Genomic DNA, 19,103 nt, shown 5'->3' with positions numbered 1-19,103 from the left:
AAGATATTAATTAACCCAGCATGACATTATTATTTTTTTCTTCAAAATTGCATTTGAAATACCTTATTAGAAGAGGTAGATTTTATTCGATAGCACAATAGTTTATTGCATTATTAACAATAATTTTTTTCTTAAATAAGATGAAAATAGAAAAATGAGACACTCATTTTTAGGGAGGTAAAATGGAACGAATTATAATTCCCACTCACTATATTCATGTGCGATCAACGCCACTTTGGACTAAAGATACTGCGCCTAAATCTATTTGGGAAAGACATTTAGATAAAGGAACTCGTCAAGGGGTTTATCCAAAGCTATCTGTTATGCAAGGAGTGATTGTTTATTACGCATATGCAGATGAATTTAGCCCAGAGCCTACGGAAACGTTAGTGATCCATGCCGGTGAATTTGGTGTATTTCCACCAGAGACATGGCACAAAATAGAAGCCCGAACTGAAGATACTGTTTTTAATGTCGATTTTTATGTCGATCCTAAAATACTTGCCGAAGGTTAAATAATAATATGGAAAATGAAAATAAAGGCTACTTATTAGAACTGATTAATACTCATGGCAAAGAGAAATCTCAAAAAATATTTCTAAATCCTAAAATTCTATATATTCCAGAAGTCGCTACTAAAGAAGTTTTATTTTTGGTTAATGAGCTGAAAAATAAGGTAAATATTGACTCACAAGAACTTACCTTAGTATTAACAAACAAAAATAACGGTGTTTCTGTTGATAAAGATAGCTTTTTAGCTGATTTATTAGACGCCGATATATCTAGTTTAATGGTAAAAGATCTTATCAATATTGTACGTGGCTATGATATGGATGAAGAAACCAATGTTTGTGGCTGGTGAAGTAGCACTGTCAAAAAATATAAATCACCTTCACTATGCCTACTAGTCATGAAGGTGATTTATTTTCTGTGCCTAAATAGGATGTGGAATATTATTTTTCAAAAGTTTATCAATCATCCAATATCCCGCTTTTCCGGGTGGATTGTTTCTTGACCATACTAAATCGATATCTATTTTTTTCGGAAACTGATCGTAATTTAGGCTAACCAATAATTTATGCCCAAATTGCTCGACTAGCCAAGTGGGTAATATTGCCCATCCCATTTCTTGCTCTGCCATTTCAAGCAATAACAAATAATTAGGGGCAAGCCAATTCTTTTCACTATTAATAATAAATTGAGCTCGACTACTTAGCCTTAATTGGCGATACATCGTTAAATGCTGATAGCTAATTTTATTTTCTTTCGCAAGAGGATGATTTTTATGTGCATATAATCCTAACTTACCACTTATCGGTAAACGAGCAAAAGCGATATCAGCGGGATATTCTATTCGTGATTCCATCATACCTATATGTGCCTGATTATTTTGTAGCATATCGATGACATCATCGTTTTCAGCAACAAGAAATTCAAACTCAATGTGAGGAAATTCTTTATCTAGAACCTTTAAAAGTTGTTCAGAATGAGGGGGTTGATACATATCAGAAAAAACACAGCTTAGCCGTGGCTCCATTTCTGGAGATAGTTCTATTCTTAATGCTTGTAAGCGTTCATCCGCTGCTAATATGTCTTCAACTAAACTTAATACCTTTTGCCCTGCAAAAGTCAGCGTTGATTCTCTTCCTTTACGTTCAAATAGCTCAAAGCCCATATCATCTTCAAATCCACTGATCGTACTACTGACGGTAGATTGACTTTTATTTAATTTTCGCGCAGCCGCAGAAAATGATTTTAACGAAGCTGCTTCAATGAATGTACGCAAGGTTTCTATGGAATAGTTCATTATGGTATCGGTTTTTTCGATGGCTCCTATTTTGTATATATACAAAATATCACCAATAATTGCACTCGTTTTTTGTTAAATAATTAATTTGAGGTGGGATATGAGCCAATATCAAAAAACATTTACTGAGCGCGTTTTTCACGCTGTTTCATTTGAAGTGATAGCCATCGCAATAACAGCGCCACTTAGTGCATGGATTTTGGGTCGCTCAATTTTTCAAATGGGAACGGTTGCTATTGTTTTATCAACATTAGCTATGTTATTGAATTTATTTTATAACATGATTTTTGACCGCTATTGGCCTTTAATCAAAGGGCCAAGACCAACAAAAATACGAGTCATGCATGCTATTGGTTTTGAATTAAGTTTTGTGATTATTGGTTTACCAATATTGGCATTTTTATTAAATATGTCGTTGTGGAGTGCATTCTTATTAGAAGTCGGCTTCTTTGCCTTTTTCCTTTTCTATACTTATGCATTTAATCTTAGTTACGACAAATTACGTGAAAATTGGTTTGATCGTAAAGAAAAACGGATAATTGCACGTAATTAACATGTAGCGACTAAATTTTTAAGCACCTAATAATGACTTATTAAGTGCTTTTTTATTAATAGTGATAATAAAAATAAATTAATCTCATTAGGTATTTCTACTCATCATCGAATAAATGAGTCAGTGTTTTTCTATACTGCGTTTTTGCCGTTAATATTTTAATACCACCAGCAGGCTGTAGTTGTTCTTTATCCCCTATTATTTTTCTCATTTCATCAACCCTTAATTCATCGTTAAGGAGATGTTCTAAAGTGCTCATATTAACGATTCTGTATATCGTTTGATAAATTCCTTGGGTTGTTCCTAACTTATCAAAATAATAATAGCTATTCCCTTTTTGCCACACTTCACCATAACGATGATAAGTAACATCTCCTAGCTTTTTCCACTCACCTACCGTATTTTCATCTAGAAGATAAAGGTGTGTACTACGAGAAATTAATCCTAGTGATTTATTTCCTCCCCAATTTTCTGATGTTTGTAAAAAATAAGTTTTACTATTATAAGAAAAAACTAACGGTGCTATCTCTTTCCAATGGCCTTTTAAGAACGGATTATCTCCAGCTCTACGAATTTTCTGTTGTTGAGTATCGTAGAAATAAACACCTTGATTAGACAAAAATAAGCCATGATAAACATGCCCACCATGATGACTTATTACTTTATAAGGTGCATTGTCTAAGGGGAAATCGATGTTGTTCATCGATATTTGCCCGGTGTTAGGCTCAAATAAGTAAGCATTTTGATATAAATTACCAATATAGAAACTATATAAATCAGGGCTATTATTTATACCTAACTTGTACTGTTTATAATAAACATTAAGTTTATCATGATGATAAAGATGACTTTTTCTTAAAGGCCCATCGTTATACAATATGTTAATTGCTTTTAACTGTTCAACGGATACATCAGGCATCAAGTTTCCTTCATAAAAAACTTGCTCTCCATTGCTGATTAAATCGGCATCAAGTATGGGTTGATAAGGTATTTTTGATAAAGGAAGCATTCTTATTGGATAGTAAAACGTCTGAGGCTTTTCGCCAAATGACCAACCATATAACCATGTTTGATATAATTCCTTAAGGTTAGATAATTCGACATTTTGTAACGTAAAAGGCGCACAATAAAGGGTGTGTTTGCCATCTGAAAAATAGCTGTGTCCTAATGCATCTACTTTATTAGGATCAAGATCAGGAATAATACGGTTACCGCAGTAACTATTATTCTTATCTATCGCAAATTGACGTTCTCGGTAATTAAACTTTTTTGATAGGGTTCTGAAACTGCTAGGGTCCGCAGATACAATGACATACTCTCCATTACTAGGCACAGTAGCATAAATTTTATCGTTATAAAGCGTAAAAATACTGTTTCCAATTTTTTTACCATTATTAATATCACTTCCGGATACTTTATAAAAAGAGAGTATTAAGCCTGACAAAAATACAATCGATGTCAGAATAATACCAATACTAATCATGACAATAAGTTTAGATATCTTCATAAAATGATATAAAGTCTCTTAAGATTCAGATAATAACGATAAATTTTAATACTGCATTTATGCTAACATGACTTAATAAATCTCAATAGTAAATTAAATTTATAATACTATGGTAATGCTCTGATAAACAATCATTTTTAGATTGAAGAATTAAATATATAACATTTAACAAGAAAGGAATTTAAGTATGATGCTTTTTATTAGCTATATGATTTTTGCTATATTTCTAATTGCAGCATTAGCATATTGGAGCTTTTCTGCATTATTTCCTAAAGCTCCACCAACCACGCTTTCATGCCTTTTTATAAGAGTACTTATTGGCGTATTACTTGTTATCGCTGATATTTTTTTTATTTTTATCCTACTAAGTCAATTACTTTGATTTGATTAAATTTTATATGAAAATACTATCGATATTATTTCTCTTTATCTTATATTAATTCTGAACTGAATATTTTTAATTTCAGGTAACGAATAGATGTTAGGCAATGGCGATAACACTAATATATCTTTATTGGTATTCTTTTTACGTTTTAGTGGATACCAAAAGCTATCAATTTCCTATCCATTCTCAGATATCCAATCATTTCAATGATGACAAAATCAAAAATCAGTAAATAATTTTTAATTATTTCATTACGATTTTAGATAATCAGCCAACGGTAAATAAACTGCGTTATCCACATATTTTTCTTAAAATTTATCTAAATGGACAGATAATTGTCCAATTACGAGCAAAAAACGTGACTACTCAAGCAGAATAAACTTAATTAACCTCTATTATCTTAACAAATGGTAAAACATTTTTTAACAAACGAGGGTGATATGAAAAAAAAGAGTAGTATTGCATTTATCAGAAAAAAATTAGTGAAAGATAATTCTATCTATGTAAAAGAGCTCAGTGCTCTACTTCATGTATCGGAAAGAACCGTAAGAAGATACATAGATGAATTACAGTTATTAGGTATAGCAACTAAATTTCATGGTGGAGTGAGATTACAAAAAATTGAATTAGAACCAATAATAAATAGAACCATTGATGAAACCAGAGTGCTTCAAATTGATTGCGAAGAACAAGGTAGAGATAAAAAAATTGCAGATAAATGCTCATTATATATTTTAGGATCTTTCAATTTAGATGTTGTCACAGAAGTTGAAAGATTTCCTTTTGTTGGAGAGACAATCAAAGCAATCTCTACAAACTTTTTCCCTGGTGGAAAAGGTGCTAATCAAGCGGTTGCGGCAGCTGAATTAAATGATCATGTGCATTTTTTTGTTAAAGTAGGCGACGATTCATTTGGCGCTACCGCAGAAAAATATTTTGGTACTACAAAGATAAATTCATATACCTTAATTAAGGATGCCAATGCAAAGACAGGAAATGCATTAGTTATGGTTGAGAACACCACGGGTAACAATAGTATTATTATTGATCTAGGGGCTAATGCAACAATCACTAAAGCTGAAATTCTTTCAGATATTAATAATCTACAATCTGCAAAGATTTTTCTTACTCAATTAGAAAATAATATAGATGCGACCAAGTTTGCGATTGAAATAGCAAAAAAATCGGGATGTTATGTCATTCTTAACCCAGCGCCCTATTCAGATCAAATTGTCTCACATTTGTCATCTATTGATTTATTAATACCAAATGGAACAGAAGCAGAATTAATATCAAACATTAAAATTGATAGCGTTATTTCAGCACAGGAAGCCATAAAAGCAATACACAACTTAGGTGTTAAAGAAATAGTAATGACACTTGGTGACAGTGGTGCACTTTATTTCAATGGCACCACAATGAAATATTACAAAGCAATGAGTGCTTCTGTTGTTGATACAAGCGGCGCTGGTGATGCATTCACAGGTGCTTTAGCTGCAAAATTAATAGAAGGTAAAAATATGGATGAAGCAATTAAGTTTTCTATTGCTTATGCATCATTGGCCGTTGAAAAAAAAGGGGCATCATCAATGCCATCTAAAACAAGTGTTGATGTCAGATTAAAAAAAGAGCGTATGTAAGGGAAGTGCATAAATAACCACCCCGTTAATAAATTATATAATCGAGGTCATTATGAAATATTTAATTTTCATTATTAGCCTTCTCTTAATTTTTATAGTGGCATCTTCAATTAGTTTCAATGCTAATAAAATAAAAAGAAAATTTATTCCTATTTTTATTCTTTTATTAATAGAGGCCACCGTTGCTTTTATACTTCTACACACATCTATTGGGATCACAATTCTTAATACGACGAATATAGGTATAGAATATTTAGTACATCATGCAAATAAAGGAATTGATTTTGTATTTGGAGATATAAGCACAAAAACACCTATTGTGTTCGTTATTGTTGCTCTAATGCCTTTAGTGTTTATTTGCTCAATTATTGGGATATTAAAATATTTTGGCATTCTCCGGCTGATTATTCTAACCATCGGATACCTTATTAATAAAGTTGCAAAAGTTGGTAAACTTGAATCTTTTTCAGCGGTTAGTGCTGTCGTTGTGGGTATGATGGCAGTGTATGTATCAATTAAAGAATACATACCCAATTTAACAAAACCACAAATGTACACAATAGCTGCATGCTCATTATCTACTGTCGATATCGCAATATTGGGTGCTTACACTCAAATGTTATCACCTCAATTTGTCTTTATCGGTGTTTGCCTAAACTTTTTTAGTACTTTCGTTATTGTTTCCATTATAAACCCTAACGATCCTATTGAGATATCTAACAATTTTTCTGGCCCTAAAAATGAACATCATAGTTTTTTTGAAATACTAACAGAGCATATGCTCGATGGTTTTAAATTAATTCTAGCGATAGTTCCAATGCTTCTTGGCTTTATTGCTCTAATTAGCATGTTGAATGATATTTTTTTACACCTCATAGGAATAAGTTTCCAAGGTCTTCTTGGTTATATTTTCTCTCCTATTGCATTTGTGCTTGGCGTCCCTTGGCAGGACAGTATTGAATTCGGGAAAATTATTGCCACAAAAATTTTAACGAATGAATTTGTTGCAATGATTGATTATATAAAATTAGAGGATCTGAGCCCAAGAACAGAAGCCATTATCTCTGTATTCCTAATTTCGTTCGCAAATTTTGGTTCAGTCGGAATGATTATTGCTTGTGTCGCCAGTATCAGTAAAGAACATGGAAAAATGATAGCGGCGAATAGTTTTAGACTGATCGTGGGTTCAACGTTGGTGAGTTGCTTATCTGCAACGATGGTCGGTATTTTTATTAACTGATATTTATTTCATGAGTATTTTTTAATTCTACTTTTTATTCAATGCGTTATGTAAGTTATCAAAGGAGAAGTATATGACTAAAATTATTATAGATTGTGATCCGGGTGTAGATGACGCTATTGCAATTTTACTCGCATTGGCATCACCTGAAATTAAAGTTATGGGAATTACAACCGTCGCAGGAAATGTTGAACTTGATAAAGTTCATGAGAATGCCCGCAATATTCTTTCGTTTGTGTCTCGCCCCGACATCCCTTTAGCCAGAGGGTGTGAACGGCCTTTGATTGCGCGTCGAGGGAGTAAAACTCAAGTGCACGGTAATAACGGTCTTGCGGGTGTAACGTTACCGAGATCCAATTACACTTATCCCGACATACATGCAGTGGATTTCATTATTGATACTGTGATGTCTAATCCTAAAGAAGTCACCCTTTGCCCGACAGCACCACTGACCAATATTGCCATGGCAATGCTAAAAGAACCAAGGCTTAAGGATAATGTGAAAGATATTGTTTTAATGGGAGGGGCTGCATTTTGTAATGGGAATATAACACCAGCAGCCGAATTCAATTTTTATGTCGATCCACACGCGGCACATATCGTCTTTGATACTGCAGAACACATTACTATGCTGGGGCTAGATGTCACCCATAAGGCTGATATTAGAGCAGGTTTATGCCAATCGTTAGACCAAGGTAACATTATTGCTAGAACAGCCGCAAAAATGTCTCGTGGATATGCCGCATTTGATCCTTTTTTACATGATCCTTGTGTAATCGGTTATTTAATCCGCCCAGATATTTTCACTGGTATAAATGGCCATATTGATATTGAATACGAATCACGCAAACTCGTTGGTTTAAGTTTTGCAACAATCCATGATGATTCAATGCCCCCTAAAAACAATAGCAATTCAAATGAATGTCGTATGAACACAATGATAATCACCGATGTTCAATCTGAAAAATTAATGTCTCTGATATCTGAACGAATTTTATCTTTGTAAACGGGAACAAATAGAAAACAATACAGAGAAGTATAACTTCTCTGTATCAAACTTTATTATATTACTTTTGAAACTTATTTTTATTTGGAAGTTAATATTATTCTTCCTCTCAATAATTGACAATATCTTGCCAAGAAAAAAACAAGAAATATCCTAATAATAATCCTGTACTCTATTTAAAAATAAATAAATCCATTATGATGACTAATGTCATATTAATGAAATTTTTTTACACAATTATTTATATAACAATATATTAGGATAAATAAACATGGCTAGTTATAAAAAGTTAATGGCTTTAATCGTTATATTATTTACCTGCATAATAGGGAGCGCACACGCAGAACAACGCCCTGATGTGGCAGATAATGTCATTGCCTATAAAGGTCAACAAGGAGTGATTGTTTGGACCCTACGTATTGGTGATCGTAATGCTAATGAAGCATTAGTGCAGCTTGAAGGTATTGACCATGACTGGAATTTAAAAATTCAGAAGATGCAAGTTGAAAAAACAAGTAAAGATACTCGATACTCAATAAATATTAATGGAAATAAATTTGTTGCTCTAATTATTGAGAATAAATGCTGCGGTAACCTTTATATCCCAGGAGAACCTCAGCCTATATCAGTAAATTACTCTGAAGGGATATCCCATGAAGGTAATGCACAAGCATTTCTTACTGATTATCTTCAAGCTAAAAATAATGAAAAATAATATTAGTGTCGATTTTGCTATAGTGTTGCATATAAAGAACGATAAAATATGCAAGTCATTATACGACAACACCTTATATATTTTTTTATTGGTGTGAATTCAATCAGATAATTATTGTTTTACATTATCCTTAGTCTTATCCCTTACTATTATCTAGCTTGAATCAGGAAATGCAAAAAACTCGCCCCCTTAAAATAAACTCCGTCCACTCCCCGCCATTCCCACCTCCAGCATAAGGTATTTTTATACCAATGCTGCTTATTCCCTTCCCAGCTGGTATTTTTACAACAAACTCATTGCAAACATATTCATCTTTTCTGGAATTTGATAGATTACTGTACTGAATTTCAGTTTTTAACGTATCACTGGTGTTTTCGCCAAATCCCCAACCTAACTTAATGCCGAATACTAATGGCGAGGCTCTAAAGTTAACTGGTTTTTGTGGGTTATCTGGTAATTTGAACAGTGATGAATAATAAAAACTGAACTTAGCGCTTTCAGAAAACAACAAAGGGCACGGATGCCCTTGTTTATGAATTAAGCTATATGAGTATGAACTGTACGATTAATAAGACAATTAACGCTTATTGACCAAGGCTACTAACGTACCTATCACTCGTACTCTGCTCCTGATAATATTCTATTGCCATCAATGCATTTAGTCATTACCACACCATCGTATGTCCATACTTTTATGGCGTATGTATCTGTACCATTTCCTGTTATCTCAACTGGGTATTCTCCATGCACTTTTTTATAAATGTTATTAATAGCTAATTTACAGGTTGGAAATGGTGCTGGTTTTATTTTATCAACTTGCTCAGGCATTTCTTTCGGTGGCGTTCCCGACTCTACAAGCCTATTTAATTCTTCATTTGTATAGGTTGTTCCTGCATAAGCACTAAAACCAATGCAAGACAGGACAATTACAATTATTGATTTATTCACGATCTCATTATTCCTTTAATTAGTTTTGTTAATGTTATCTTAATTGGAATGAGAGTTGAAGTTTAAATATATGAATCAATACACTATGAGTTTCTGATAATAAAAGACCCACCAGAGTGTTTTTTTGCGAACATCACAATAGAATATATTAAGCATGAGCGATACCTATTAAAGTTTAATAATTTAGCATTTACCCATCAAGCACCATTAGATTTATTGAAACTAAAAATTAATTTTCACTTTTCGTCTTATTTATTTATTTTTGAACTCTCAATTTTTTTAAAAATAGACTTTATAGTTTGACCTTCTGTTTTAAGGTCTAGAGATTCACTTTTTATTTTTTCATAAATTAAGTTTGCTTTTGATTCTTTGATAGCCCTTTCGATATTTTTTTTCATATCCTTTTCCATCATGGAAATTTTCTTACTTTCCCATGTTTCACTATTATGACCATAAACCATGATAAGCATCATATTCACCACAAAGAAAGAAAGTAAGGCTGATGACATATCAAAATCAATAGACTTGTCATTACTCAGTACTTCAATGCTTATTAAAACTATGGCACAAAGATCCATGAGTATCGTGAAAAAAAGCCACAAATCCCTTTTTTCTTTTGGCTTTTTATTATATATGATATTAAATATTTTAGATAAAATAAAAGAAGCACATCCAGCTACAGCAAAAATCAAATCAAACGTACACATTTTAATTTTATCTGGTGTCCATCCAAGTGCGACAGCAAAGCCAATACCAGCAGCTATAATAAGTGAATAAAGAGGAATAAGAAAAATAACAGCTAAATGAGAAAAAAAAGAAGAAAGAGATAATTTTATTTTACACTTTTTCATAATAATTCCATTTCATCTAAAATGATGTACCAATTAAGATACATTAACATTATTTATAATTCCACTTACTTTCCATTGTGTTAAATTCTTATTTTTATTAGCAACTAATCTACTACAACCTCTTATGCATCACCTCTAACGCCTTAACCTCCATGATGCGTAGATCACTAAACTCGGTCGCTCTATCTTTGATGTTGAGTAGGTCCATCACTTGGTTTAATGGGCTGTAATCCAAACCAGTGATACCATTCATGCCTACACGCCACTGTGTATTCATGGCTGAAAATACTTGATAAGAATCCCAAACATCAGGCCATATTTCAACATCATCAATATCTGGCGGAAATCCAAAAGCGCGCTCGAACTCAGCCGATTCTTTGGAACTCATTCCGCCATACATTGCTTCGGCGACCGTTAAGAGTTTTTTTCGCGATTGCCTAATAGTTCGTTGTAATACGTGGAAGCAATAGCACGAGATGCCGATGGATAGTTATCTAACAATAGATTTAAGTTTTCTTTGTTATATGGCTCTTCAATCGCCCAATCTTCAATAATTTGCTCAAAGAACTCTGTAGTTAGCTTTTCTCGCATCTCATCAAGCTGGCTCATTGGTTGATGCTTAAAGGTAAATGTCACCACTTCTAGCGTTTCTTTACCGACAAACCAGGAAATGGCTAGACCAAAGTGACCAAGACCGATACACGACGGAAGTGGTAGTTAATATTGGCGGTTCTATGCAGATGTTAGGTGGTAACGGTGATAATCAGGCAGGAAGCCAGAAGCCAGCGCAACAACCTCAGCAGACGCAGCAACACCGACAGCAACAGCCGCAAACTCATCAACCTGAGCCACCATTAGATTTTAATAATGACATTCCTTTTTAAATCAAGGTAATATAATGAATAATTTAATGCTAGATCTAGAAACGATGGCTAATACCCCTAACTCGCCAGTAATTTCAATTGGAGCTGTATTTTTTGACCACAAAACTGGTGATTTAGGCGCAAGTACCGAAATTAACATTTCTCTAGAATCATCCATGCAATATGGAGAAGAGCCTGATGCAAGCACAATCATGTGGTGGATGAAGCAAAGTAATGATGCTCAGACGGATCGGTTCCATTTGCAACTAATCTTCTAGCGTCATCTCTTTTTTCTCTGGCTTCATTTAATGTAATGACAGGGTATATACCAAGCGATATCATCTTTGATTTGCCATTGAACTGATATCTGAATCTCCACCCTTTTGATCCTTTAGGTTCAACAATTAAAGACAGTCCGTTGCCATCACCCAGTGAATAGACTTTTTCTCGTGGCTTGGCTTTTTTAATCACCATGTCCGTTAGCTTCATAAAATCACCAATATTGTATAGGAAAATTGTAGAGGGAATTTCTATACAAAAAACTATACAACAAATGATAGAGCTTTCAAGAGACGTTAAGAGACTTCAGGAGACAATGATTTTGTTGGAATGCTTGATTTACTTGGGATTAGGAGACTTCAGGAGACGCTAGGAGATAATGAAATGGCGGAGGAGGAGAGATTCGAACTCTCGGATGGTTTCCCATCGGCGGTTTTCAAGACCGCTGCCTTCAGCCGCTCGGCCACCCCTCCGCAATGGGGAGCAATATAAACACCTAAGCTTATGTTGTAAAGCCCTTATTGTACTGTTTGCCGTAAAATTAAACGCATTACAAGTCAATGGCTTAATTTATCAACGATTTATGGGTTCTACTTGGGTATTTTCCTTATTTTTGCTAAATTAGCGGTATTATTTTTGATTGGTTGCTACGCACATGTTTGTATTTAACGGAAAAGAAATCGAGACAGATAGTCACGGTTATTTAAAAAATAGCAATGAGTGGAATGAAGATATGGTTCCAACATTAGCTGAACTAGAAGAAATTGAGCTTACAGAACAACATTGGGAGATTATTCGTTTTGTTCGCCAGTTTTATTTAGAATTTAATACCTCCCCTGCTATTCGCATGCTAGTAAAAGCACTTGCACAAAAATATGGCGATGAAAAAGGAAATAGCCGTTATCTTTATCGTTTGTTTCCTAAAGGCCCGGCAAAACAAGCTACAAAGCTTGCCGGTTTACCAAAACCCGTCAAATGTATTTAATCTTATCTTTCGATAAAGATAATTAAAAATCATTAAAATAATATTACTCATAATGGTGGATTGAAAAATCTGCCATTTGTTCATATTCGCAAGATGTTGCAGACCAAAATGTAATTTTGGCACTTCTTGGGCCACCAGCTTCTAACCAATCCTCAAATTCTTTTAACGCATTTTCTTTCGCGAAAGCCTTTACTCCCACACTACCATCATCACGATTCCAAACATATCCTGTTATTGGTTGTTTTCTCATCCATTGATAAGTGAAAAAACGAAAACCAACACCTTGAACTCGCCCTTGAATAATATATTCTCTACCGATTTTCATATGCCCTTCTAATAGTGTTCTTCAAATAAAAATTCTGTCTTGGTTATTGTCTTTTCTTTATACAATAGATAATCTGATTTTGTGAGGTTCTTTATTCATAATGAAAGCAAAGGATTATATTTTTTTGAAATCCTTGAAATTTCACTTTATGCCCTCATATATATAACCAATAAGCAAGGCTCTATGGAGGTGATACTATGATGACCGCCAGCAAATTTGGGATAGGACAGCAAGTTAGACATAAATTACTCGGCTACTTAGGCGTTGTTGTCGATGTGGATGCTGAATATTCCCTTGATCAACCTAATGAGGATGATATTGCATCTAATGTGACCTTGCGAGCAGCACCTTGGTACCATGTTGTGATGGAAGATGATGAAGGACAACCCGTTCATACTTATCTTGCTGAAGCGCAGATAACCTATGAAGTTTCAGATGAACACTTAGATAATGACTCATTGGATGAGTTATCACAGTCAATTCGTAGCCAATTACAGGCACCACGATTAAGAAATTAACCCAATTAATCTACATAAGCAGTGATCTGAATGAAATGATAATCGCCGATTTGTTTTCGGCGATTTTATTTTGGTGTATTACCAAGGAAGACCATGTGCTTCAATTTCTTTTTTAGGGCAACGATCCATTACCACACGTAACCCTGCATCTTCAGCTAAATCTTTAGCATCTTCATTAATAACACCAATTTGCAACCATAATACTTTGGCATTAATTTCAATTGCTTCTTGTGCAATTTCTAATGCAACGTCAGATTGACGAAAAACATCAACCATATCAATAGCAACAGGGATATCTTTTAATGAAGCATAACATTGTTGCCCCAGTAAGGTTTGCCCTGACATACCTGGATTAACAGGAATAACATCATAGCCTTGTTCTAATAGGAATTTCATGACTTTATAGCTTGGGCGATCTTCTTTATTACTCGCACCAACAAGCGCAATGGTCTTAACGCTTCTTAAAATGTCATAAATGTCTGAATCCACCATTTATCTACTCCGTTCATCATGAAGATTGAAAATATTATGATACATCATAGTATCTTGATCTGTTCATAGCTTATAAGATAAAAAAAAGGTATTTTGAAAACTGGAACAATTACTATATTTATTTTTAAAGGTATCAAATGGAACAAATTGACCGCACGCTCTTAAAAGAAAAAAATATCGCGCTTGTTGCCCATGATCACTGTAAAAGCTCATTACTGGAATGGGTTGAAAATAATCGTGAACAACTGTCTCTACACAAGTTATTTGCAACAGGAACTACCGGTAATTTAATTAACCACCACACAGGTCTTACTGTTACTCAAATGCTAAGTGGCCCAATGGGTGGTGACCAACAAATTGGTGCAATGATCGCTGAAAAGAAAATTGATATTATGATTTTCTTTTGGGACCCATTAAATGCCGTTCCGCACGACCCAGATGTTAAAGCTCTTCTACGCTTAGCTACGGTCTGGAACATCCCAGTTGCAACAAATCGTGCAACTGCGAACTTTTTAATTTCATCACCTCTCTTTTCACAAGAATCTACAATTAAAATTCCAGATTATGAAGGTTATTTAAAAGAGAGATTAAAATAATCTAAGGTTTTCGTTGTATAGGAACACCTTGAGATTTTAGCTCTGAAACAAAACAGGATGGCTGTTGTTTATTAAATAATAGCCATACTTGTTTTTTTGCTCTTGTTAAAGCGACATACATTAAGCGTCGTTCTTCTGCATTAGGATAATCTTCAACACTAGGCAGTAATGCCAATTCAATAATCGATTCTCTTGCCGGCGCTGGAAAACCATCTTTACCTTCTTGTAAACCTAAAATAATAACGTAATCCGCTTGTTGTCCTTTTGAAGCGTGAAAAGTCATAAATTGTAGGTCTAATTTAGGCCAGCGTGTTTTTGCTTTTTTTAATAATTCTGGTTTTAAATAGTGATAACGAGCAAGTAAAAGAATAGTTTCATTTTCTTCTACATAACCACTCATTTTATTTAGTAAATTTTCAAGTTGATCGTCAGATAACAGTACAACTGACTTTTTATTACCTTTCACTAAACTATTTAAAGGCTTAGATAATTGAGTTGGGTTTTGCTGAATAAACGTATTGGCAACATTTCCTATCGTGTCATTAAAACGATAAGTCGTATCTAGTGCACATTCAGCCCCTTCGCCAAAAGAGTGATGGAAAGAAGTCGTTAATAATAATTCTGCACCACTAAAACGATAAATGGCTTGCCAATCATCGCCCACTGCAAATAGAGATGTTTGTTTATTCTGCTGTTTTAATGCAGTTAATAATGAAGCTCTTAATGGTGAAATATCTTGGAATTCATCAACAAGAATATGTTTCCATGGGCTAATAAAACGCCCTTTTTCAATCAGATTAATAGCTTGATGTAATAAGCCCGAAAAGTCGATCGCATCTTCTTCTTTTAATGCCGTTTTCCAAGCTTTTAATAATGGTGATAATAATTTTAAATACTTTTTAAAGGCTTCTGTATATTCAGGCTGTACACTTTCAATTAGAGATTTTTGGCTACCCCCTTGCATTCTTAATAAACCAACCCAGCGCTCTAATCTTACAGCAACTTGATTTTCTAATTTTTTATCATGCCAAAACTCACCATCAGGAATATCCCATTCAAATTCTTGAGATAACCACTCCCGCCACCCTTTTGCTTGTGCTTTTTTCTGTTGGCATTGCTCTCGCCATTCGCCTAATAATAGAGCTCTTCTTTTTTCACTGTTTATTTCAAGCTCACTAATTTTAGGTTGTTTTTTTGTCGCTTGTTGAATAATAGATAATGCCAGAGCATGAAATGTTTTTGCCATAATATCGGCATTTAAACGACTAGAAAGTCTTTCATTCATTTCTTGTGCGGCTTTACGCCCAAAAGCAAGTAATAAAATTTGATCGGGCTGCGCTAACTGACGGCGTAATAACCAACCCGCTCTCGCAACTAATACCGATGTTTTACCACTTCCCGCCCCCGCGAGAACAAGAATATTGTCTTCGCCATTAATTACGGCACGACATTGTGATTCATTTAATGGCGATGATTCAATCGTATTAAAAAACTCCTCATGCTCACTTAATATTTGAGTTACCCATGCAGAGTTTTCTTTATTAATAAGTGTTTCACCTTGCTTTAACCACTCTAAGCATTGAAGATAGAGCGCTTGGCAATTATCAAATTGAATAAGACGTTCGAGAGGAAGAGGAATAGCAGAAAAGCTTTCTTTGATAGACTGTTGAATTTCAATAAGTTTAGACTGTTTTATCCATCTATTTGATTGAGTGATTTCATTAATATTATGGAGTTGTTTCTCAAGAACCTGAGCACTTATTTCGCTCATTTCTTTGCTCCAGTTTTGCCATGTCTGATAAAGATAACGATAAAACTGCTGAGTTTCTTCCCAATCAGTTCCATGTAATCTAACAACTTTATCTTCAGGCAATAAAAATTCTAATTCCCCCCACACAATCCCTTTTTTACAAAAAATATTAATCAATTCGTTAAAAGGAATTAAATACTGATGTTTTTCACCACTGACCTCAATACCTGCATTTAACAATTTGACTCTATTATAAGGATGCTGTGCTAAACGTTGTCCCATCGGGGTGGATTTCAGTTCCATACGTAATTCCTGCAATAAATAACAAATAGTCTGTTGTTAAGCTCTTTTTAATCGGTGATAAACCCTATATTCTAAGAGGTAATTATCTTCATCTTGTTTATTTAAGGGCTTTTTGTGTTCACTTTGCTAAATGGCGCCCGCCGATTTATCTATAATAGCCACTTTTTATATTATATTCGCATAATAATCGCGCTTACAGGAACGACTTTGTTTCCTTGGATTTTAGGGCAAGAGCCTAAATATACAATTCCTCTAACTTTAGGCGTGGTAGCGGCTGCATTAACTGACTTAGATGATAGGCTTGTTGGTCGTTTAAAAAACCTCGTTATCACCTTATGCTGTTTTCTTCTTGCTTCAGCATCAATAGGGCTGCTTTATCCATATCCTATTTTATTCTTTTGTGGTTTAGCCATTTCCACTTGGGGATTTATTTTATTAGGTGCTTTAGGTCAACGTTACGCGACCATTGCCTTTGGCGCTTTATTAATCGCAATTTATACTATGCTGGGTATGCCTATTTTCCCTGAATGGTATGAACAACCCGTTTTATTACTGTTAGGAGCTATCTGGTATAACTCTTTAACATTAGTTGGTCACTTATTATTCCCAATTCGCCCAGTTCAGGACAATTTAACACGCTGCTACCAACAACTTGCAACTTACCTCGAAGCTAAAGCAACATTATTTGATCCTGATATCGAAGATGACTATCAACATTCGCTTTATAATTTAGCAATGGCAAATAGCCAATTAATTGACACGATGAACCAAACTAAAGTTACATTATTAAGTCGATTAAAAGGTGACAGGGGCCAACGTAGTAGTCGTTTCACACTTCACTACTATTTTGTTGCTCAAGATATTCATGAGCGAGCAAGTTCGTCGCATGTTCAATACCAACTATTAAGTAATGAATTGCGACATAGCGATGTGTTATTTCGTTTTCAACGCTTACTTTCTATGCAAGCACGAGCTTGCGAACAAGTTGCACAATCTATTCTTTGGCATAAAAAATATCAGCATAATCCTTCATTAGAACGCGCGATAAATTATTTAGAGAATGCATTAAGTCATTTAAAAAACACGACTTCAGAACCTCAATTAATAACACCTTTAAATAACTTACTGCAAAATCTTCAAGGTATTGATGCGCTTTTACGAAGTATTAGTACAGAGCAATACCAAATATCCCATGACCAAAAGGAAGAAACACAACTTTCTGATGATGGTTTAACTGGGTGGCGCGATATTGCTCTAAGAATAAAAGAACATCTCACGCCTAAATCAGCACTTTTTAGACATGCCGTTAGGATGTCACTCGTGTTATGTATTGGTTATGCCATTATTCAATTTTTCCAATTGGATAGAGGCTATTGGATATTATTGACCAGCCTATTTGTTTGCCAACCCAACTACAATGCCACTCGACGACGTCTTACCTTACGTGTGAGTGGTACTATTATTGGTATTTTAATCGGTTTCCCTATTTTATATTTTGTTCCTTCAATCGAAGGGCAGTTAGTTTTAATTGTGATAACTGGTACGCTCTTTTTCGCATTTAGAACCATACAATATGCACATGCCACACTATTTATTACTTTATTGGTTTTATTAAGCTTCAATTTACTGGGTGAAGGTTATGATGTTGCCCTCCCCCGTATTATTGATACCTTAATTGGCTGTGCCATAGCGTGGTTTGCTGTCAGCTTTATTTGGCCTGATTGGAAATTCCGCCAATTGCCTGTTGTTATTCAAAAAACAATGACAAATAACTGCTATTATCTTGATGCCATTCTTATTCAGTATTACCAAGGAAAAGATAATAGCTTGAGTTATCGAATTGCTCGTCGAAATGCCCATAGCAGTGATGGTGAGTTAGCATCACTGATCTCCAATATGTCATCAGAGCCAAAAAGTTATCAAGCCTCCCAAGAAGTAGCTTTCCAGTTGCTTTGCTTAAACCATACTTTACTCAGTTATATTTCTGCACTTGGCGTTCATCGTTCAAAAATAGAAGATGAGAATGTACTCACTTTGCTTAATGATACTGTTTGTTATATCGATTCTGCTTTACGTCGAAAAACGCCTCAAGATGAAGGATTTAAGCAATCTCATGTAGAATTAATTGAAAGGATCAATCTATTACCTAATGCAGATAATCCTCGCATTCAATTGGTACTCACTCAAATCCGATTACTATTAGATTTACTGCCACAAATTATTAGTTGTATCCAAATTATTGAGCAAAGCGAATCAAATAGCCTACCTCAACCCCATGCCTAATCTCTTATTGGCGTTATTTTCTCTAATTCCCATAAGCACATTAGAGAAAATAACGGT

At 34.4% G+C, this 19,103-nt stretch carries 22 protein-coding genes, 1 tRNA gene and 2 pseudogenes; 13 read left to right on the top strand and 12 right to left on the bottom strand.

Translation table 11 applies throughout. The features are described 5' to 3' along the window. The first annotated feature begins 182 nt into the window (after window positions 1–182). Window positions 183–515 (top strand): TehB family protein, encoded by a 333-nt coding sequence (locus ABN236_RS01615; RefSeq protein ID WP_088493248.1) that lies wholly within the window; start codon window positions 183–185, stop codon window positions 513–515. An 8-nt stretch (window positions 516–523) separates the two neighbouring features. Then, window positions 524–862 carry a DUF1869 domain-containing protein gene (locus tag ABN236_RS01610; RefSeq protein ID WP_349473226.1) on the top strand — a complete coding sequence of 113 codons (339 nt, stop codon included), beginning with the start codon at window positions 524–526 and terminating at the stop codon, window positions 860–862. A 72-nt stretch (window positions 863–934) separates the two neighbouring features. Here ABN236_RS01610 and ABN236_RS01605 read toward each other — a convergent pair whose 3' ends face one another. Then, on the bottom strand, window positions 935–1,807 hold the full coding sequence (locus ABN236_RS01605; protein ID WP_270755797.1) for a LysR family transcriptional regulator: 873 nt from the start codon (window positions 1,805–1,807) through the stop codon (window positions 935–937). A 100-nt stretch (window positions 1,808–1,907) separates the two neighbouring features. Here ABN236_RS01605 and ABN236_RS01600 point away from each other — a divergent pair, with 100 nt between their 5' ends. Beyond that, window positions 1,908–2,360: a multidrug/biocide efflux PACE transporter gene (locus ABN236_RS01600; RefSeq protein ID WP_349473225.1), complete on the top strand. Its 453-nt coding sequence runs from the start codon at window positions 1,908–1,910 to the stop codon at window positions 2,358–2,360. Between the two features lie 97 nt (window positions 2,361–2,457). Here the strand turns inward: ABN236_RS01600 and ABN236_RS01595 are convergent, their stop codons facing one another. Continuing rightward, on the bottom strand, window positions 2,458–3,867 hold the full coding sequence (locus ABN236_RS01595; RefSeq protein WP_349473224.1) for a DKNYY domain-containing protein: 1,410 nt from the start codon (window positions 3,865–3,867) through the stop codon (window positions 2,458–2,460). A gap of 825 nt (window positions 3,868–4,692) precedes the next feature. Here ABN236_RS01595 and ABN236_RS01590 point away from each other — a divergent pair. The 4 genes from ABN236_RS01590 to ABN236_RS01575 all read left to right on the top strand — a co-directional run bounded on the left by ABN236_RS01590 (window position 4,693) and on the right by ABN236_RS01575 (window position 8,853). Next, window positions 4,693–5,892, top strand: coding sequence for a ribokinase (locus tag ABN236_RS01590; RefSeq protein ID WP_194952186.1), 1,200 nt, complete (start codon window positions 4,693–4,695; stop codon window positions 5,890–5,892). A gap of 52 nt (window positions 5,893–5,944) precedes the next feature. Further along, window positions 5,945–7,132: a NupC/NupG family nucleoside CNT transporter gene (locus ABN236_RS01585; RefSeq protein WP_349473223.1), complete on the top strand. Its 1,188-nt coding sequence runs from the start codon at window positions 5,945–5,947 to the stop codon at window positions 7,130–7,132. A gap of 73 nt (window positions 7,133–7,205) precedes the next feature. Beyond that, the gene (locus ABN236_RS01580; RefSeq protein ID WP_349473222.1) at window positions 7,206–8,138 is read left to right on the top strand and encodes a nucleoside hydrolase; all 933 of its coding nucleotides are present in this window, start codon (window positions 7,206–7,208) and stop codon (window positions 8,136–8,138) included. A gap of 271 nt (window positions 8,139–8,409) precedes the next feature. Further along, the gene (locus tag ABN236_RS01575; protein WP_088493257.1) at window positions 8,410–8,853 is read left to right on the top strand and encodes a hypothetical protein; all 444 of its coding nucleotides are present in this window, start codon (window positions 8,410–8,412) and stop codon (window positions 8,851–8,853) included. 163 nt (window positions 8,854–9,016) lie between these two features. On the opposite strand, the gene ABN236_RS01570 is transcribed toward ABN236_RS01575, so the two are convergent. The 5 genes from ABN236_RS01570 to ABN236_RS01550 form a co-directional block, all read right to left on the bottom strand. Then, window positions 9,017–9,364: a hypothetical protein gene (locus ABN236_RS01570; RefSeq protein ID WP_349473221.1), complete on the bottom strand. Its 348-nt coding sequence runs from the start codon at window positions 9,362–9,364 to the stop codon at window positions 9,017–9,019. Window positions 9,365–9,465: 101 nt separating this feature from the next. Then, window positions 9,466–9,801 carry a hypothetical protein gene (locus tag ABN236_RS01565; protein ID WP_349473220.1) on the bottom strand — a complete coding sequence of 112 codons (336 nt, stop codon included), beginning with the start codon at window positions 9,799–9,801 and terminating at the stop codon, window positions 9,466–9,468. Window positions 9,802–10,049: 248 nt separating this feature from the next. Beyond that, entirely contained in the window at window positions 10,050–10,652 is a 603-nt protein-coding gene (locus ABN236_RS01560; RefSeq protein ID WP_349473219.1) for a hypothetical protein, read from the bottom strand. Between the two features lie 112 nt (window positions 10,653–10,764). Then, the gene (locus tag ABN236_RS01555; protein ID WP_311755180.1) at window positions 10,765–11,040 is read right to left on the bottom strand and encodes a DUF1799 domain-containing protein; all 276 of its coding nucleotides are present in this window, start codon (window positions 11,038–11,040) and stop codon (window positions 10,765–10,767) included. Between the two features lie 26 nt (window positions 11,041–11,066). Beyond that, window positions 11,067–11,261: a phage tail assembly chaperone gene (locus ABN236_RS01550; protein ID WP_311755179.1), complete on the bottom strand. Its 195-nt coding sequence runs from the start codon at window positions 11,259–11,261 to the stop codon at window positions 11,067–11,069. A gap of 50 nt (window positions 11,262–11,311) precedes the next feature. Between ABN236_RS01550 and ABN236_RS01545 the strand changes: the two are divergent. After that, window positions 11,312–11,536: pseudogene (locus ABN236_RS01545) on the top strand (single-stranded DNA-binding protein); the annotation flags it as partial. A 14-nt stretch (window positions 11,537–11,550) separates the two neighbouring features. After that, the gene (locus tag ABN236_RS01540; protein WP_311755178.1) at window positions 11,551–11,793 is read left to right on the top strand and encodes a 3'-5' exonuclease; all 243 of its coding nucleotides are present in this window, start codon (window positions 11,551–11,553) and stop codon (window positions 11,791–11,793) included. Here ABN236_RS01540 and ABN236_RS01535 read toward each other — a convergent pair. Together ABN236_RS01535 and ABN236_RS01530 are read right to left on the bottom strand one after the other, a co-directional pair. Beyond that, window positions 11,756–12,004, bottom strand: a pseudogene (locus ABN236_RS01535) (Arm DNA-binding domain-containing protein); the annotation flags it as partial. The gene ABN236_RS01540 and the pseudogene ABN236_RS01535 sit on opposite strands and share 38 nt — an antisense overlap. Before the next feature lie 175 nt (window positions 12,005–12,179). After that, window positions 12,180–12,267: transfer RNA gene (locus ABN236_RS01530), tRNA-Ser, on the bottom strand. A 182-nt stretch (window positions 12,268–12,449) separates the two neighbouring features. Here ABN236_RS01530 and tusE point away from each other — a divergent pair. Further along, window positions 12,450–12,779, top strand: a complete 330-nt coding sequence (gene tusE / locus ABN236_RS01525; protein WP_023581360.1) for a sulfurtransferase TusE — start codon at window positions 12,450–12,452, stop codon at window positions 12,777–12,779. Window positions 12,780–12,822: 43 nt separating this feature from the next. On the opposite strand, the gene ABN236_RS01520 is transcribed toward tusE, so the two are convergent. Then, window positions 12,823–13,104 carry an acylphosphatase gene (locus ABN236_RS01520; RefSeq protein ID WP_349473218.1) on the bottom strand — a complete coding sequence of 94 codons (282 nt, stop codon included), beginning with the start codon at window positions 13,102–13,104 and terminating at the stop codon, window positions 12,823–12,825. A gap of 197 nt (window positions 13,105–13,301) precedes the next feature. Between ABN236_RS01520 and hspQ the strand changes: the two genes are divergently transcribed. Continuing rightward, a complete protein-coding gene (hspQ, locus tag ABN236_RS01515; RefSeq protein WP_006537351.1) occupies window positions 13,302–13,622 on the top strand; it encodes a heat shock protein HspQ in 321 nt (106 codons plus the stop codon). A gap of 78 nt (window positions 13,623–13,700) precedes the next feature. Here hspQ and ABN236_RS01510 read toward each other — a convergent pair whose 3' ends face one another. Further along, window positions 13,701–14,114 carry a CoA-binding protein gene (locus ABN236_RS01510; RefSeq protein WP_088493259.1) on the bottom strand — a complete coding sequence of 138 codons (414 nt, stop codon included), beginning with the start codon at window positions 14,112–14,114 and terminating at the stop codon, window positions 13,701–13,703. Between the two features lie 137 nt (window positions 14,115–14,251). Between ABN236_RS01510 and ABN236_RS01505 the strand changes: the two genes are divergently transcribed. Next, complete coding sequence (locus ABN236_RS01505) at window positions 14,252–14,710, top strand: methylglyoxal synthase (protein ID WP_075673145.1); 459 nt, start codon at window positions 14,252–14,254, stop codon at window positions 14,708–14,710. 1 nt (window position 14,711) lies between these two features. Here ABN236_RS01505 and helD read toward each other — a convergent pair whose 3' ends face one another. Further along, the gene (helD, locus tag ABN236_RS01500) at window positions 14,712–16,763 is read right to left on the bottom strand and encodes a DNA helicase IV (RefSeq protein ID WP_349473217.1); all 2,052 of its coding nucleotides are present in this window, start codon (window positions 16,761–16,763) and stop codon (window positions 14,712–14,714) included. 114 nt (window positions 16,764–16,877) lie between these two features. On the opposite strand from helD, the gene yccS reads away from it, so the two are divergent. Beyond that, window positions 16,878–19,046 (top strand): YccS family putative transporter, encoded by a 2,169-nt coding sequence (yccS, locus tag ABN236_RS01495; RefSeq protein ID WP_349473216.1) that lies wholly within the window; start codon window positions 16,878–16,880, stop codon window positions 19,044–19,046. Window positions 19,047–19,103 lie beyond the last annotated feature (57 nt).

The organism is Proteus sp. fly-1013, from assembly GCF_040140245.1.
Classification (GTDB): Bacteria; Pseudomonadota; Gammaproteobacteria; order Enterobacterales; family Enterobacteriaceae; genus Proteus; species Proteus mirabilis_B.
Note: the sequence above shows the minus strand (reverse complement) of the source record. Positions and strands in the feature narration are given on the sequence as shown.